At 51.9% G+C, this 16,574-nt stretch carries 16 protein-coding genes; 6 read left to right on the top strand and 10 right to left on the bottom strand.

All coding sequences use genetic code 11. From position 1 onward, the window contains the following. Positions 1-274: 274 nt before the first annotated feature. The 8 genes from CAY53_RS03400 to CAY53_RS03365 form a co-directional block, all read right to left on the bottom strand. Positions 275-715 carry a hypothetical protein gene (locus tag CAY53_RS03400; protein ID WP_146106385.1) on the bottom strand — a complete coding sequence of 147 codons (441 nt, stop codon included), beginning with the start codon at positions 713-715 and terminating at the stop codon, positions 275-277. 282 nt (positions 716-997) lie between these two features. Continuing rightward, complete coding sequence (locus CAY53_RS03395; protein ID WP_104935941.1) at positions 998-2,098, bottom strand: hypothetical protein; 1,101 nt, start codon at positions 2,096-2,098, stop codon at positions 998-1,000. A gap of 18 nt (positions 2,099-2,116) precedes the next feature. Continuing rightward, complete coding sequence (locus CAY53_RS03390) at positions 2,117-3,403, bottom strand: FAD-dependent oxidoreductase (RefSeq protein WP_104935940.1); 1,287 nt, start codon at positions 3,401-3,403, stop codon at positions 2,117-2,119. 30 nt (positions 3,404-3,433) lie between these two features. Further along, positions 3,434-3,856: a hypothetical protein gene (locus tag CAY53_RS12470; protein WP_181040400.1), complete on the bottom strand. Its 423-nt coding sequence runs from the start codon at positions 3,854-3,856 to the stop codon at positions 3,434-3,436. A gap of 523 nt (positions 3,857-4,379) precedes the next feature. Next, entirely contained in the window at positions 4,380-5,027 is a 648-nt protein-coding gene (locus CAY53_RS03385; protein WP_104935939.1) for a DUF6064 family protein, read from the bottom strand. Next, positions 5,024-5,662, bottom strand: coding sequence for an ABC transporter ATP-binding protein (locus tag CAY53_RS03380; RefSeq protein ID WP_104935938.1), 639 nt, complete (start codon positions 5,660-5,662; stop codon positions 5,024-5,026). The genes CAY53_RS03385 and CAY53_RS03380 overlap by 4 nt, the downstream gene beginning before the upstream one ends. A 181-nt stretch (positions 5,663-5,843) precedes the next feature. Further along, on the bottom strand, positions 5,844-6,317 hold the full coding sequence (locus tag CAY53_RS03370) for an ABC transporter permease (protein WP_181040399.1): 474 nt from the start codon (positions 6,315-6,317) through the stop codon (positions 5,844-5,846). 79 nt (positions 6,318-6,396) lie between these two features. After that, positions 6,397-7,032 carry a substrate-binding domain-containing protein gene (locus CAY53_RS03365; RefSeq protein ID WP_181040398.1) on the bottom strand — a complete coding sequence of 212 codons (636 nt, stop codon included), beginning with the start codon at positions 7,030-7,032 and terminating at the stop codon, positions 6,397-6,399. Between the two features lie 153 nt (positions 7,033-7,185). Between CAY53_RS03365 and CAY53_RS03360 the strand changes: the two genes are divergently transcribed. Continuing rightward, positions 7,186-8,354 (top strand): IS3 family transposase gene (locus tag CAY53_RS03360; protein WP_104935934.1). Its coding sequence is split into 2 segments (ribosomal slippage): positions 7,186-7,459 and positions 7,459-8,354, totalling 1,170 coding nucleotides; the frame shifts between segments, so codons are not numbered across the junction. Between the two features lie 343 nt (positions 8,355-8,697). On the opposite strand, the gene CAY53_RS03350 is transcribed toward CAY53_RS03360, so the two are convergent. Together CAY53_RS03350 and CAY53_RS03345 are read right to left on the bottom strand one after the other, a co-directional pair. After that, the gene (locus tag CAY53_RS03350) at positions 8,698-9,762 is read right to left on the bottom strand and encodes a class I SAM-dependent methyltransferase (protein WP_181040397.1); all 1,065 of its coding nucleotides are present in this window, start codon (positions 9,760-9,762) and stop codon (positions 8,698-8,700) included. Between the two features lies 1 nt (position 9,763). Then, complete coding sequence (locus CAY53_RS03345) at positions 9,764-11,833, bottom strand: TonB-dependent receptor (RefSeq protein ID WP_104935931.1); 2,070 nt, start codon at positions 11,831-11,833, stop codon at positions 9,764-9,766. Between the two features lie 141 nt (positions 11,834-11,974). Between CAY53_RS03345 and CAY53_RS03340 the strand changes: the two genes are divergently transcribed. From CAY53_RS03340 to CAY53_RS03320, 5 genes are all read left to right on the top strand, one after another. After that, entirely contained in the window at positions 11,975-12,901 is a 927-nt protein-coding gene (locus tag CAY53_RS03340; RefSeq protein ID WP_104935930.1) for a helix-turn-helix transcriptional regulator, read from the top strand. 265 nt (positions 12,902-13,166) lie between these two features. Next, positions 13,167-13,592, top strand: a complete 426-nt coding sequence (locus tag CAY53_RS03335) for a TOBE domain-containing protein (RefSeq protein ID WP_017865434.1) — start codon at positions 13,167-13,169, stop codon at positions 13,590-13,592. A gap of 102 nt (positions 13,593-13,694) precedes the next feature. Then, positions 13,695-14,459 (top strand): molybdate ABC transporter substrate-binding protein, encoded by a 765-nt coding sequence (modA, locus tag CAY53_RS03330; protein WP_219842716.1) that lies wholly within the window; start codon positions 13,695-13,697, stop codon positions 14,457-14,459. A 40-nt stretch (positions 14,460-14,499) separates the two neighbouring features. Next, the gene (gene modB, locus CAY53_RS03325; protein WP_245874863.1) at positions 14,500-15,195 is read left to right on the top strand and encodes a molybdate ABC transporter permease subunit; all 696 of its coding nucleotides are present in this window, start codon (positions 14,500-14,502) and stop codon (positions 15,193-15,195) included. Continuing rightward, on the top strand, positions 15,195-15,941 hold the full coding sequence (locus CAY53_RS03320) for an ATP-binding cassette domain-containing protein (RefSeq protein WP_104935928.1): 747 nt from the start codon (positions 15,195-15,197) through the stop codon (positions 15,939-15,941). Before modB ends, CAY53_RS03320 begins: the two co-directional genes overlap by 1 nt. The last annotated feature ends 633 nt before the right edge of the window (positions 15,942-16,574 follow it).

The following is a 16,574-nucleotide window of genomic DNA, read 5'->3' as shown; positions in this document are numbered from 1 at the left end:
TACCCATGGGAGGAATTTTTCCCATCGCCGGGTAGATTCCCGTTGCCAATGCAGCACTCGGTCAGGGAGAGAAAAGGTAAAATGGGCAGGGCAGGATTCTGGTCGAGGGTGAAAGCGTCAGGCACCAGGCAGCCGGAGGGAGCCCGCCACGTTCCATGTCAGCCTGTTGCAGAAGGCTTGATTTGCCGAAGGGCTGCAAAGAGGCCATTGTGGCCATGCGTGTCAGTGGCGCCATCTTGAAATGACAATCATGGCACAATCCGGGACATCAACCTCATTCGGCAGCCAAATGACCAGGATGGGCAGCTTCAGCTTGCCAGTCGGGCAAAAATCGGCCCGGCTCCGGCATCGGCCCAGCCTTTTGTGCGTCCGATCCAGCGGGAAAGAGTCCTTTTTCAAGTATACTGGCGGCGCTTCGATGCGCCTTGAGGTGGGTCGCATCGATCATCACCTGGCCATCCTGTCCCGCTGTTTTTGCCAATTCGGTAAAAATATTGTTGAAGATACCCATCCGGCTCCAGCGCAAAAAACGATTGTACAGCCTCTTGTACCGGGCCATACTCACGTGGCGCGTCTTGCCACTGCAGGCCATGCTCGATGACATAAATGTGCTGATGACTGTCAGGTCATCGACCCGCGGAATACCATGTGAACGTGGAAAGAAGGGCTTGATACGTTCGAGTTGTCCGGCAGAAAGGTAGAAAAGTTGGCTCATGGCGTCCTCCTTGAGCACAACTAACCAGATTTCCTGCTTATTGGCAATTAATGAGGCCTGAGACTAGCAATGCGCATTGCTGCAACTTTTTCAAGTGGCTACGATGGTCTCGACGCAGGGTGCACTCCAATTATACTTGTTGGTAAATATAGCATTACATTCTCATATAATGAGATTTTGTAATCCTATTTAAAACTTATGTAAGCGTATTCTGTATGTTAATCCAAATTAGACATGAACATATCATCCAGTAGTATACAATGCCTCACCTCAGATGCATAATTAATGCGCCTGTTTAGATATGGTGGCCTGCCGCTCAATGGATTCTATGGTTGCGGCAAGGCGCTTTTTGACCCCATCAAAATCCATACTGTCAATGTAATATTTTTCAAGAACGCCATGTTCTGCTTTGATCTGCGCTAGGGTTTGCATTGCAAGAGAAAGAGTCTGTTCATATCTGGCCACGTTTTCTGAAATTTCGTCCTGAAGCTCTGTTTGACGTTTAGTCTTCTTTCCCTGAAGCGTAAAGGATTCTTCGATAACCTGCGTCGACAACTCGTCAGGTTGCGTTGTCACCAGAAGATTCAGTGCGGGAATGTGCACGTGATCCAGCAGATGATGGTCAATAGGTCTATGGTAATACTCCACATCAAAACCAAGGAGTTTCGCTTTTTCGGCCACGCCCGCCAGAATTTTTGTCCGGCCCATGCCCGCTTCTCCCTTCACAGCAAAAGCCGTAGTTTCTGGGCGCAACAGACTGGCGATGTTGTGAATGGTTCCTTCCGGTGTATTGGAAGAAATGTAGGCATGGCGTTCCGCACCGTACATTTCCGAGTTGGAGCGAAGAAGAGCTTCTGCAATGATACACTCTGTTACAGTGGACAGCTCTCTAGGATCTTGGTGAGCAATATGAATATCTTCCACATTGGCAAGGAACTGTCTGGCTGCGTTCAAGATCCGGAAAGCTTTACGGAAAAGCCTCTCCGCTTCCTGGTTGATTTCTATAATTTCTTTGGAGTGCTGACGGATTCTTTCGGTGTCCCAATGGTCACCAAGGTTGAGAATTTCATCCACTGCACCGGGATTTTTGGGATCAAAGACATGGTGACCTGTGGCAGCAGTGACTACGGCTTTCAATGCCGGAACGACAACAGCGTCATACGATTGAGGGTCAAGGGAACAATGTTGATACTCCAGATCATAACCCTGTTGAGCAAAAGTCTCTCCAACGGCACTAATGAACGTAGATTTTCCCGTCCCTGGCCCACCTTTGACAATAATAATACGTGCTCTTTCAAGCCTGGGTAAAAAGTTAAAAAAAGTATGAAAACCATTGCCTGCATTGCAGCCGAAAAAGCAGCGTGTTGTGTGTTGATTCGTCATGCTCAAACTCCTATTCTATTATATTCTATTTGCAAATATTCTGTAACAGTCTGCCTCACGAACGCGATTAGCAATCTCACTCATCCGTGTTGTGTAAAGACCTTTTACTTTCATTCTGTCGAAATACTCTCCTCCAGAAAATGTATAGCGTTTTACGAGGCCCAACTCAGAAGAAATGCCTTCCTGTTCGGCATGAATAATGTCACCACAAGCAAGAATTTTCGGTAGCGTAATTGCATGTTTTCCCTGCAAGGTCCGCACTGCGTTATGTCCGGCAAGAGATCCTGTCGCTATAGCTTCGGTGTGACCCACAAAAAATCCGGATTTTTCACCAGCACAGAAGAGATTACAAAAGGTATCCACCTTTAGTGAGTTATCCCGAGGGGCTCTAGACAGAAAGCGTACCGAGTTTGCATATCCGCTCCCCGTGGCAATCATAGCGTTTTCAAATCCGGCAATACATCGCATATCTTCCAGTGGCAAAAACGGTGTCATAACTTTAGCCGTGTCTCCGGTATCCAGGAGAATCACATTAGCCGCATACTCCTGCAGAGCGTATTGCTGGCAAGATTTGCTCCGCAGCTTCTCCCGGTTGATCAATGATTTTGGCAACGGAGCAATGGCAAGCCCTCGCGTATTCAATGCCTTTTGGATGTCCACAGAAAGAGAGTTCTTACGGAGTTCAAAAGAACCGGAAAGGGAGCCTACTTCACCGTTGAGTCTCATACCGACGTAATCAGTCAGCCCAGCGCAGGCCGTCAGACTAATCCTAGGTCCAAACATAGGGCAGCGCAGAACGCACATAGCGCAACCGTTTCCGTATCGTGTGCAATTGCTCAACGAACCCGCAGAGCCTGTAGCGTCTACGAATACGTCACCTTCGAGCCTTGACTCTGTCAGATCATGCAACGTCACGCCGCAAATGGTTGAGCCGCTAGCCAGAAATTCAACCACACGCGAGCGGAATCGTATCTCAATACCACACATTTCCAGAAAGTTCCGCACCGCCGGTTCGATTTTAGTAGTAGAATAGAGCCAAGCGTGTGCATGCCCCGGGAAATTAACATTTTTGTGCGTCGCGACACTGTCGGTGATGCTGAAAAGTCCTCCCGCACCCATGGCTGTCAATTCCTCCGTTGCCGTTTGCCGGCCATTATTCCGCATGATTCCACCCGCCAAACCGCAGCCAAGAAGCATGTCCGTACGCTCCAGAATGACGACCCTGTCGGCTCCACCTTGCTTTGCAGCAAGTGCCGCCGCAGAACCTGCCCACCCGCCTCCGATAATAATCGCCGTACCTTTCATGTTCTGCCCGTCCTTACCGAGTAGCGCACCTTAGCGCAGTGTTTTGCACACTCTGATGGATTCACAACCAATTACATCATGGCATGCTCCACATATGCCTTCGCCGCAGCACATGGTTCGCCTGACAGCGCCAAAAAATAATGCAGCCACACCAGCGCGAGCCGAAATATCCGCCGTCATTTTGGTCAAAAGCTCCCCTCCGGCACAGAACACCATCTGGCAAGATATTTCCTTCATCAGTGTATGGAGAGCTTCTTTTTCGTCAGGAAAGGCCATTTCAAGAACGCGCATCTCAGATGCCGGCAAAAATTCCTTTATAAATGCACATTCTGGTTTTCCAAGCACCGCAGTGACTTGATTTCCACCACGTAGCAGCGAATCAGCAACATTGGGTAGGACAGAAGCTGCAATACCCCCGGACACAAGAAGGCAAGATTCGCCCCTCATCGCCATAATACGTCTACGGCCTGTTATCCCATTCCAGTACGGGCCGCGTATCCACAACTCAGTTCCGGATCCACGCAGGCTTATAGTCTTCGGACCTATTATCTTGTATGCGAGTATGATAGTTTGTGTTTCTGGGGATGCTCTAACAACGGCAATAGGGGTATCAAAATGCGGATTTTCGTTACCACGAGCGAAAACAAAGCTTCCTGGCGCACGCAGCTCAGCCGCAAGGGACGGCGTAACTCGTACAACAACTATTATCGCACCCTCATGGTGCTCCCATTGTTGAAGGATTGGAAACTTGCAGCTTTGCCGGATCTTACCTCTCCCCCACTGGCTGTGAGACCAAATGCACGATCCGGCCCAATGGCAACGGCATTCGTCTTCACCGCGTAGCAGTGAGCACTCTATACATTGTCCAAGTTCCGCGAGTTGGCACGGGCAATAGGCGCTTCCAGCATCCACACATTCTACAGGTCGTTTCACTATGGAGCGTGGGGTAATTTCGAACTTCGGTTTTGATAAGAACTCATGTCGAAGCATGTTCGTCTCCGGTGCTTTCCTCTGGCATGATTCTGTTCAGACCAAGTACATACGCACCAGCCAGAATGAGGATTATTTCCTCGTAGCATCCAACATATCCAAAAATCTTAGGAATATTGACCAGAACCCAGGCAAGCAACATAAAAACAATGATATTATCCACACGTGGTATTGCTGCGCTGAGAAGAGCCAGTGTAAAGATTGCTAATGGGCATGGCACACCTGGCAGAGCAATCATGCCATGGCCGCTGAACATACCAAATACTGGAAACAAGAAAGTAAGAATGATAAAGGTAAATGCCAAGAAACGTCTCAAAGGAGAAATATTGAATGTAAAATGAATTCTTTTAGCCATAATATCTACAAGAAATAGATATCCTATAGCTAGATACAGTGGGCCAGCAAAAAATTTAGCCATGGGTAGTTCACTGAAGTAGATCAAAAAGCAAACAATACTGTTAAAAATAAATATACTACTCAATATAATTTTGATAATAGCATCAGTTCTAGACCCCTCTTGTTTGGCAATTAGAAACAATATGCACAAGTACGCAACGATGATCAGTATCTGCACGATAAATGTATCATCTCTAAAACTCTGAAGCGTCATCCAGAACGGTTCCACGTTTTTCATATTTGTGTCCTTTTTTGATGGCATTCAACATTATGTTGACCCAACATCATAATGTGTGCCGTTTTTATGAATATATCTTCATTGTCATGTGCAATCTGCATCATTCCAGCTCTAGATTGGGAAAGGAAATCAGCCAAATATTGTTTCATTTCGGCGCGTAGAGCGGGATCAAAACCGACAAACGGTTCATCGAGAAGCAATAGTTCCGGGTTCACAGCTAGCGCCCGGGCCAGTGAAACGCGCTGCTTCATGCCGCCGGAGAGTTCCTCGGGCACCGCCTCCAGAAAATGGGCTAACCCCATATGTTCCAGCATATTCGTCGCCTTTTGTCCGGCTTGGGCGGGATCCATCCCCAAGCTGAGCAAAGGTAGCATGACGTTCTGGAGTGCGGTTCTCCACGGCAGCAGACGGGGTTCCTGAAAGACAACACCAATGCGTTGCGCTCCGATGTGGACATATCCACTTGTGGGACGCAAAATGCCCGCAGCCAGACGCAATAACGTTGACTTGCCTACTCCGCTGCAACCTTGCAAAACTATTACTTCTCCAGGATTCAGCTGTAGGGAAAGGTCACGCAAAACATCATGTCTTGCGTAGGCAAAACCCACCTGAGAAAAAAGCACCAGAGAAGTCATCTTGCCTTCCTCTGAGAGGTGTTGTGTCTGGTCAACAACAGCAAAGCCGCCTCAAGAACACCCACCAGAAGCATGCTGACCAGCGCCAAAGCGTAAAGCGCCGCAGTATCCAGATTGGTTCTGGCAATGGCTAAAGCATGGCCTAGCCCACAGGTGGCACCTATAGTTTCCGCCAGAATGGTTACACGCATCCCTCCCCGAGGGCGATAATGGAACTTGAGAGTAAAGGTGCTGTGATAGCTGGAAGATACACATGCCAGAAGCGTTGTAAGCGGGCAATGCGGTAAACGGCGATCATTTCTTGCAACCCGGAATCCACGGCACGGATACCTTCCACAACACCTACGTACACCGTTGGCACTACCGTTAGGGCCACAACGAAAATCACCATTTCAGAGTCAATACCGAACCAAAGCATGCCGAGCATGACCACAACTACGCCAGGCACGCTGGAAAGCATCCAGCGGGCGGGGGTAAGCGCCAAACGCAGCTGTTTGTAAAACCCAGCTGCCAGCCCTAAGCAGATCCCCGCACCTCCACCTAAAGCGATACCGCACACAAAACGCTCAAAACTGATGCGGAAGTCATCGCGCCAGAAGTCTGGCTGCGAAAGGATATCGCACAGGGCGATAAGCGTCGCCGCTGGCGATGGCATAACAAATCCCTGACTGCCCCGCGCCGCAACCTCCCACGCTCCTATAAGAACACCGCAGCCCACCCCCCCCCAGAACATATCAGTGGCGCGCATTGGATAACCTCAGGAAGCCTTCTCCAGGCATACGCCCTCCAATGGAGGCCGGAGAAACTTCAAGTAACTGGGTGAGAAAAAAAGTCACCATCATCGCTGCGTGGTCGCTGTCCATAATGTGTATGTCGCAAACTCGCTCTACACCCATTCCTTCAAGACTCCTGCCCAAAACAGGAAAAACAACGCCCGTAGTTTCAAGCGCCATGCGGGGGTGCTCCCTAGCATGGATCACGCCCTCAACATAACTCGCACGGATGGCAGTTAGAGCTTCTCGGCTGTCCGCCAGCGAACCAAAAACGGCAAGCGCCCCCAGTGGCATATAGGGAGACTGAGGAAACGTTTCGGCCCACAGCGCACGGATATCAAGACAGCCCCGAAGGGGATTTCCTGCGGCATCAATCTGAATTCCAAGGGCAGATATGGCCTTTCCTGCCGCCGGTTCCACCAGAAAGGCATGCTTTGCACGACTGCTACGCAGCATACCCACAGCCTCTAGAGCGCTACCCACATGGCGGGGCATGAAGCTCAGCCCGTGTTTTTTCATGAGTATGCGTAACACAACTTCCGGCATTTCCCCTGGCCCGAAAGGCAACAGAATCTCCTCCCCATTCAGCATGTTCACGCTAGAAAATTCCTGATTCGTGGAAACAATCCAAGCTGGACCGGAAAATACGGCCACTACAGTGCAGTGCACGCCCTTGTTGTGAGAGGTGGCCCCTGAAAATTGGACAGAGTGTTAAGGTGGGTTGCACATCCCAAATCAGGAGCGACACCCATGAGTACCACACGACGCAGACGCTTTTCAGCCGAGTTTAAGGCTAAGATTGCTCTGGAGGCGATTCGTGGCGGGCAGACCATTGCCGAACTGGCCAGCCGCTACGAACTCCATCCCAACCTGATCACCAGCTGGAAGCGTCAGGCCATGGACAATATGGCCGCTGCCTTTGCTGGCGCCAGCGAACGCAAAAGCAAGACCTCAGAGGCGCAGATCAAGGAGCTTCATGCCAAAATTGGCCAACTCACGGTGGAACGTGATTTTTTGGCCAATGCCTTCGAGCGCTGTCGCTGAGCTGCGAGAGAAGGAAAAAACTGGTTGATCCAAACCATGAACAGCTCAGCATTTCCAGGCAATGCCGTTTGCTGGCCCTGTCACGCTCGGGCTGGTACCATCGCCCGACTGGAGAAAGCGAGGAGAACCTGCGCCTGATGCGACTCATCGACGAACAATATCTGCACACGCCCTGGTATGGAGCCCGGCAGATGATGCGTCATTTACGGCGTGCAGGCTATCGGGTTGGCCGTAAACGAATCCGCCGTCTGATGGGATTGATGGGCCTGAGAGCCATCTACCAGAAGGCCAACACTTCCAGACCGCATCCGCACCACAGGGTATTTCCCTATCTGTTGCGCGGCCTGCAGATCAATCGGTCCGGCCAGGTATGGACTGCGGATATCAGTTACATTCCAATGCAGCGCGGCTTTTTTTACCTGGTAGCCGTGATGGACTGGGCCAGCCGCAAGGTTTTGTCCTGGCGTTTGTCCAACACTCTGGAGGCTGATTTTTGTATTGAGGCGCTTGAAGAAGCCCTGGACCGTTATGGCGCGCCAGATATTTTTAATACGGATCAGGGCAGCCAGTTTACGAGCGATGACTTCGTTGGCACCCTGCAGGCTGCCGGAGTTCGCATTTCCATGGACGGCAAGGGAAGCTGGCGCGACAATGTGATGATAGAGCGCTTGTGGCGTTCCCTGAAATACGAATGCGTGTATCTGCATGCCTTTGCTGACGGCAGGGAACTCAGGCAAGGGTTGAAACATTGGATTGATTACTACAACAGCAAACGTCCTCATTCCTCGCTGGACAGCCGTACCCCGGATGAGGCATATTGGCAACTTCCTCTGCCCGGCTATGCCGGAGAGCGGGAACTTGTCTTGGTGGCTTAACTATGACACAAGCCCACCTTAAACTTGCCGCCAAACTGTCTGAAAAAGGGAACCACCTCTCCACCTCTGTGCAACGCGGCGGCGGACGCCACCGTCATGAGTGCCACATCTACCTTTCCTTTGGCGATGAGAGCGCGAAGCTGCTCTGGTGAATTCCAGGGCGTGAACACAGCCCCTTCCCTTCCTGGTACGTGGGGAGGTAGAGTGTGCATTAACACTAGCGGAATGGCCTCGCGCACGGGTGGACCGGCAAGGCGTAGGGGAGGTTGCGCCGCGACAGAGATAGTCCAGCCCCCGTAGACCACCCAAGCAAGAAGAAGCGCGGACGCGCACGAACGGATGTTCATGCCGCACCTTCCGTCAATGTCCCGGACTTACGCAGGATTGCCACTTCATTTTCACCAAAAAGCATGTTGATAGTTCGCCGTTCCAGAGAGGCGAAACCAGCCTCAAGTGCCAGCCCAGCTATGCGCCCCTCCTCGAACGAAACATCTTGGCCTTCCAACGCCAGAGAGAGGCGGGAAATAACCACCTTCTCCGGGGCGGTGCGCTCTCGATTCAGTCCCTCGTGCAGACTGACAAAGACTCCACCGGGGTTCAGGGCGTCCAGCAGCTTTTTCATGAATGCAGGGAGGTCTTTCACAAAATACAGGCTCTGTCCAGCCCATATGCAATCATAGCCACATCCAAAGTCGATCTGGTTGTAATCACCGGGATAGAACTCCGCACGCTCTTTCATACCCGCAGCCTCGACCTCCTTTCGGGCCAACTCCAGTACAGGCGGCAAATCGCAGAATGCTCCCCGTAATGCTGTATTACGGCCCATGATAGACAAACCAATAATACCTGGTCCGCATCCAAGATCGAGCATATGGCGGAAATGCCAAAATTCTGGCAGCGACACCGCCATGTCCGCCAGTCTGCGCGATACCTCGCCCTGTTGGTAAGCAATCATGTCGCGGCTAGATTTTTTCCACAGATTTTTTCCGTCAATACGATCATCTTCTTTTACCGGCTGCGGCCCAAAATAGAGCAGTTCCTTCATGTTACGGAGATTCCGGTGCTGCATGGCCTGGAGTCTACGCATCAGGTGGCCTAGGTAGGTATTGGTTTCTTTGCGAAGATACATTTCGGCAAGTGCAGAATTGGCGTAGATCCCATTCTTTTTTGAGGCAAGGCCGAGAGCTGCCATAGCATCAAGGACATGAGCGAGATTTTCAGCATGCGGATTACCGAGGTGTGCTGCTATACCTTCCAGCGTACCCGTCTTGTGAAGAATATCGGGTAATTCCAGCTCAATGGCCAGATCAAGCAAGGCTGTGCGCACTGAGCCGAGCATCCATTCTGTGAGGATTGAAACATCCGGTGACGTAGAATGTTCGGATGCAATTTTTTTTTCATCGTGCATTCTAAAAACTCCATGAAACAGTTGTACCGAAACTGAAGGGATTGCCGTCCTCCTCAATTTTGTTACCATTAGCCACAAGTTTCTTTGTTATATAATGTGTATCAAAGATATTCTTCCCCCAAATAGCCACGGTAAGATTTTCTCCACGGTATCCGAATTGAAGATTTACTGTATTATATCCAGGATCGCTAAGTGTATTTTCAGCATCGAAATATTGTTTCCCAGATCCGAGATATTCAGTCTGTGCGAAAAATCCGGATGGATGTATATAACCAACACCTAGGTGATAAGTGAGCTCTGGTGCCCAAGTCAGACGATTGCCGCTGTAGTTTTTTATTCCACCACTTGGAGTAGACACCATCCAGTCGTCAATTTCAGAACGAGCATATCCAACGCCACTACGCAACTCCCAGCCCTCAAGTGGGTACAACCTGACCTCTAGCTCAATGCCTGAGGTATGAGCCTTTGCAGAATTTGTGAATTTCCATGTACCGATGCCTGCAGATGGAACTTCTTCCCGAACCTGTTTGTCTCTGATGTCAGAATAAAAAGCGGAAACATTGGCTTGTAATTTGTTATCCATCCATTGCGTTTTCAACCCAATTTCGTAATTTGTGCTGTATTCAGGATTATAATAAAATGTATCTTTTGAACTGTATGAAAAAACATTAAATCCTCCTGGTAGATAGCCTTGAGACCATGATGCATACGTAGTCAGATTGTCTGTAACATCGAGAGAGGTTGAAACCATAGGAAGGAATTCAGTATAATCAAAATCTTTTTCATACATACGATTCCCTGCAGTGGTTTTATATGTTTGTTCACCGTCTAAGTTGGTATATTCAGTTCGTAGGCCTGCGGTCAACCGAAAAACGTCCGTAATGGCATAGGTGCCCTGCCCGAAAAGTGCTCCAGTTGTTTCCGTGTAGTCTGTATGCAGATATGTGGTTGCGGCGGACTGTCGGAGAATCCGGTTTACATTCGTAGTCATGGGAGTTTTTCCCGCAAAGAGCCCAGCTACCCAAGAAAGCCTCTGCTTACCTACGGAAGAAAAGCGCAGCTCTTCCGAGATATTGCATTGATTAATGTTTATCTCGGACTCGCCTTGAGGCAAAGGCGTTCTGTCGAGATCAGACAACATCTTGTATTTATAATCTAAATAACTGGTTATTGATGTCGTTCTAACATACTCTCCAGTATGTGTGATGGTGAACGCAGGAATCACAAGATCAGACGAAGCTTCGTCTGGGGCGTCGGAGCGAATTTTATACCGTCCGCTACGGTATGGGCCGGTGGACAGGCGCATACTGCCTATACCATCGTCACTGTGTGTGGCATCCAATGACATGCGTACATCCAACGCATCCGTAGGGGTGAGTCGTAACACCACTCGTCCCGAATCAGCCTTGTGCCGTGCCGCCTGATCTTTCTGTTTATATTCGTTGAGGACAAAGCCATCCGTTTGATGGCGAAGATAGCTTCCTGAAAAGTATATTTTGTCTTCAATCAATGGTCCGGCCGCGGAAGCTCCCAGACGCAAAGTGTCATGACTTCCTAATTCCGTAAAAAGCGAACCTCGCAACCAATTGTCCGGTGTACGCCGTACCAAGTTGATTACTCCTGACTCGCTGTTCCTGCCATAAAGCGTCCCCTGCGGACCACGCATTACCTCAACGCTTTCTATTTCATGGAGATAAATGTTTTGCATGTATGACAAGGGATACGGGACCCCATCCACATAAAGCCCCGCAGGAGACTGCAATGCCGTATCCCAGGTGGACATGCCGCGAATGACAATTTCGTTACCGGAACTGGTGCTTTTCATGTGGACGTTGGGAAATATTTTTGTGGCGTCCTGCAGGGTTTCAGCCCCCTGATTTTCCAGATCGATATCCGAAGCTGTGGAGACGCTGCCTGCAATCTCCCGGAGCGTCTGTTCACGCTTAGTAGCGGTAACGGTGATCGTTTCCAGCATGTAGGTATCAGCGGGTTGCAGCTGTGATTCTGCCGCATGGGCGCTTTCGAATAGAAGAAAAAAACTTAGGATCCCTCCAAAAATATGGTGTCGCATGGCCTGTCTCCTTTCCGGACGTGTGCTGCTTTTAATTGAATTTGATGTTTTTTTCATTAAACTAAAAAAAGGAGTCTTGCTAACCGTGGAAGGGTCAAAAAATATCCCCAGCGGGGTATCGCCGGGGTCGTTGAGGAAAGTATGGGATTAGGACAAGATTTGACACTCTTCGCTGGTCCTGGTTTTTACCGAACCTGCGGAACCGATTCTTTTATGCTCAGACCGGGACTCGTGTTGCAACTTTCCCAACTTCCACCCACAAATCCATTGTGTGTGGAATTTGAAATTCAGAGTTCTCCGCTCATCTTCGGGTTTATGCTCACTGGATCAAACCATTGTAGCTACAAACATGGAGCGCTGAGCGGAACAAAGCAGTTACACACCAGTGGGAGTAATAGCATCACATATCTTTCAGACACAGTAGGGAATATGAGATGCAAAGGTGGCATGCGTAGACTAAGTATTATCATGAATAAAGATTTCCTTTATCCCTATCTTGTTGCGGAACATAGCAACATCACAAAGCAACTGGAACGTGTGCTTGAAGGCCGCAAAACTGCATTTCAGTGGATAGGCACTCACAGTACTCGAAAAATGCGCCTTGTAGCCGACATTGTAACCAGCGACTATTCAGGAATATTACACAAATTATATATGGAAACACGAACTCTTGAACTCATTGAAATACAACTTATTGAATACCTTTCCAGTAATAATAGTTATGAACGGACAATATCACTATCGGCTTCAGATATACGGCGCATAAAGGATGTTAGAGAATTGTTGGTACGGGATATGGAAAACCCACCAAGCCTTGCACAGTTAGCGAAAATGGCAGGCCTTAGTGAAAAAAAATTGAAAATGGGCTTCAAGCAGGTTTTCGGCCTGCCTGTGTTTGAATACTTTAGAAATTATCGTCTGGAGATTGCTCGTGAATTGCTTGCCTCTGGCGGCATGAATGTCACGGAGGTCGGCATGCATATCGGTTACCAGAATCTGAGTCATTTCAGTCATGAGTTCTTCAGACGGTACGGTGTAACGCCCAAAAAATTCCATCGTAAAAGATAAGAACATTCCCAGAGTACCAACGAACCTTGGTTCACTGAACGTATTTCAGAAGGGCTGAGACCATTGGACTCATGCCTGCTAGGCTTGAAAAGCCTTTAAAAACAGCAAATTAAGTCAATACCAAATTGAAAAAATTCTTAGGCTCAGGCCTCTTTATCCCGGGGATTTTTTTGTGGCATGGAAAAGACAACATGGTATACTCACATCCCATATAGTGGATTTACGGAAAAATCATCCGTAATACGGTATCTTAAAGGAGGTCAACATGAACATCAGCGCAAGAAATATCTGGCCCGGCACGGTCACCCACATTGAGACGGGCGCGGTCAACGACGTGGTCAGCGTCAAACTGCGGGGCGGAGCGGTTGTGACTTCAGTCATTACCAAAAACTCGGTGCAGCGTCTGGGGCTGAAGGAAGGCAGCCAGGCCATGGTCGTGATCAAGGCCAGTTCGGTCATGCTGGGCCTGGACATCCAACCGGCAAAAATCTCGGCCCGCAACGTTCTGCCCGGCACGGTCAAGGCCATTGAGCCCGGCGTGGTCAACGACGTGGTCACCGTGGATCTGGCCGGCGGCGACCTGCTGTGTTCGGTCATTACCGCAAACAGCGTCAAGCGCCTGGATCTGGCCCCGGGCAAGCTGGTGGTGGGCATCATCAAGGCCTCGGAGGTCATGCTCGCCACGGAATAATCCCGGCGTTTCCGCCATGACCTTACCGGCACTGCTTTCGGAGGAAAGCGGTGCCGGGCATTATCCCAAAGCGTGTCCCATGCTGAGAAAGGAGGAAAGATCATGAGAAAAGCTATGATTGGAGGGGCCCTGGCCCATACCCTGTTGCTCCTCCTGACCCTGAGTGTCATGTGCCTGCCCGCTGCCGCTGCCGAAATGACGGTTTCCGCCGCAGCCAGCCTGACCAATGCCTTCACCGAGCTGAAAGGCCTGTTTGAAAAGCAGCAGGCCGATTTGACGGTGCACACCAACTTTGCTGCTTCCAACCCGCTTTTGAAGCAGATTCAGGAGGGCGCGCCGGTGGATGTCTTTGCCTCCGCCGACCAGGCCACCATGGACAAGGCTGTGGCGGCCAAGGTCGTTGATCCTGCCACCCGCAGGAATTTCGCCCTGAACGATCTGGTGCTGATTGTGCCCAAGGGCGGGAAAAAGCCGGTTGATCTGGCGGATCTCAGGAACTTCAAAAAAATAGCCCTGGGCAATCCGGAGTCCGTGCCCGCCGGCCGTTATACCAAATCCGCCCTGAGCACCGTGGGACTGTGGGAGGCCTTGCAGCCGCAGTATATTCAGGGCAACAGCGTGCGTCAGGTGCTGGACTATGTGGCCCGCGGCGAGGTCGAGACCGGTTTCGTGTACCGCACCGATGCCCTGCAGATGGCCGACAAGGTGGATGTGGTCATGAATGTTGCAGGCCATGACCCGGTCAGCTATCCGATTGCAGTGGCCACTACCGGCAAGAATGCCGCAATGGGCCAGAAATTTGTGGACTTCGTGCTGTCTGCGGAAGGCCAGGCCGTACTGGCCAAGTACGGTTTCAGCAAACCCTGAGTTTTCCCCCGCGGCATGACAGCAGGCTGGGCCGGCTGTCATGCCCTCCCTTGCCGGCATGGATGCCACTGCCCCTGTTCTCTGGACGCCGCTGCGGCTTTCCCTCCAGGTGGCCGCGACGGCCACCTTTTTTTCCTTTGTGGCGGCCACACTGGCCGCTTGGCGCTTGTCCCGGACGCAAGGCCCTGTCCCTGCCTTCCTGGACGCGCTCTGCTCCCTGCCGCTGGTCCTGCCGCCCACCGTTTTGGGCTACTACCTGATTTTGCTGGTGGGCCGGCGCGGCGTCTTTGGGCACTGGCTGAACAGCGTGGGCATCAATCTGATTTTCACCTGGCAGGGGGCGGTGATCGCGGCCACGGTGGTGGTCTTTCCGCTGATCTACAAATCCGCCCGGGCGGCCCTGGAGCAGGTCGACCGCAGTCTGGAGGATGCGGCCCGCACCCTGGGCGCCTCGGAATGGCGTGTTTTCGTCACGGTGTCGCTGCCTCTGGCCTGGCGGGGTCTTTTTGCCGGCGTGATGCTGGCCTTTGCTCGGGGCATGGGCGAATTTGGCGCCACCCTGATGATCGCGGGCAACATTCCCGGCAAGACCCAGACCCTGGCACTGGCCATCTATGACGCCTTTCAGGCTGGCGAGGACGCCCGGGCGGCGCTGCTCGTCATCGTGACTTCGGCGGTGTGCGTCGCCCTGCTTATGTCTGCGGAACTGCTGATGAAACTGCGGAGGCGGCACTGATGCTTTCGCTCAGCCTGATCAAGGAGTTTCGCCATGTTGCCGCACCCTTTCGCCTGGAGGTGCGCTACGACATCGGCGACCAACACAAGAGCGCTGTGCTCTTCGGATCCTCGGGCTCGGGCAAGACGCTGACCCTGCAGTGCATCGCGGGGCTGGTCCGGCCGGATGCCGGATATATCCGCGTGGCTGCGCGCACGCTCTACGACAGCGGGACCCGTGTCTTTGTGCCGGTGCAGGAACGGAAGATCGGCTACATGTTTCAGGCCTACGCCCTCTTTCCGCACCTGACGCTGCTGCAGAACGTGGCCTATGCCCGTTCCGGCGCTCTGGGCCTTGTGGTGAGAGGCCCGGAGCGGGAGCGGGCGCAGGCCATGCTGGAACGCTTCGCCATCGGCGGGCTGGGGGATCATTATCCGGCCCAGCTTTCCGGCGGGCAGCAGCAGCGTGCGGCGCTGGCCCGGGCGCTCAATGCCGATCCGCAACTGCTCCTTCTGGACGAGCCCTTTTCCGCACTGGATCCCCTGCTTCGGGACCGCCTGCGTCACGAGCTGTTGGAAATGCTCTCCACCCTCACCATTCCCACCATCATCATCACCCACGACCCGGACGACGTGGACGAGTTCGCGGGCGCATTGGTGCTCTACAACAGGGGCCGGGCGCAAAGCATCCCGGATTATCCCGCCCTGCGGGCGGCCTTTCCTTCCGCCGGGGCCTGTCTGCGGCACCTGCAGGCCAGCACGCAGTAACAGCCCTGGCCCTGCCACCCTTGCCCAGTGCCCGATGCCCCTCCGCTTTTCCGGGAGGCTGAACCCACTATGGGCGCTTCCGCTGTCATGGCACTCTGGTCGCAGCCGAAAGGCTGACGATCCGCCCGGAGAACCGGGAAGGCAATACCTGCCTGACCCTGTTGCCCCCGGGGAAAGCCCGGAAACTCTGGTTCGGGCGCCTCAACGCTGCGGCCTCTGTCCGGAAGGAGGAAGGCCTTGATCTGGCCCCGGCCCTGCACCGCGTGAACGCCTGCCTGGTGGCGGCCGCCGCTTCTCGCCCGCCTTCTGTGCGCGCCCGGACAGGCGGCCATCTGGCAAAGCGAGCCCTGTCCCGGCTCGCTGTTTTCTGATCGTATCCGCAGCAGCGGCTGCAAGGCATGAGGCGACTGGTTCGACGACTCTTCAGGCTTGCAGGCTTTTTTGTGCTGGATGCCTGTGGTGCCCGAATCCAGGAATCAGTTTCCAGTTTTTCTTATAACCAGTTGATTTTTATTCCTATAGCAAACGCGCTCTCCGGATAGCGGTCAGATATCCAAATTATGATATGACATTGTATAAAAATACCGTATAGTGAATAAGCTCTCTCATCCGATATCCCCAGTTCAGGAGATG

Origin of the sequence: Desulfobulbus oralis (assembly GCF_002952055.1) — a bacterium.
Lineage (GTDB): Bacteria > Desulfobacterota > Desulfobulbia > Desulfobulbales > Desulfobulbaceae > Desulfobulbus > Desulfobulbus oralis.
This window is presented reverse-complemented; position numbering and strand designations above follow the sequence as displayed.